This is a genomic window from Pseudomonas tremae (assembly GCF_001401155.1).
Taxonomy (GTDB): Bacteria; Pseudomonadota; Gammaproteobacteria; order Pseudomonadales; family Pseudomonadaceae; genus Aquipseudomonas; species Aquipseudomonas tremae.
The window spans coordinates 1-227 of record NZ_LJRO01000064.1 but is presented as its reverse complement, the minus strand read 5'-3'; the positions used below and the strand labels follow the sequence as shown (position 1 = coordinate 227).

Sequence of the window (227 nt, the reverse complement as noted above, 5' to 3'; positions counted from 1 at the left end):
CACCACCTGGTGGCCGTCACCGATGCCCTGAACAACACCACCACGCTGGAACGCAAACCCGACGGCGAAGTGCTGCGTATCAACCACCCGGATGGCACCAGCGAGACTTTCACCTACAACGAACTGGGCCAGGTCCTGACGCACACCGATGGCAAGGGCCAGACCACCCAACTGCTGCGCAACGGCCGTGGCCTGCCCAAATGGCGGCAGGATGCCAAAGGCCAGAC

1 protein-coding gene is annotated in these 227 nt (G+C 63.4%); it reads left to right on the top strand.

The window, feature by feature from the left end:
* On the top strand, positions 1-227 hold a 227-nt coding region (locus ALO43_RS04215; protein ID WP_235662534.1), incomplete at both ends, for an RHS repeat domain-containing protein.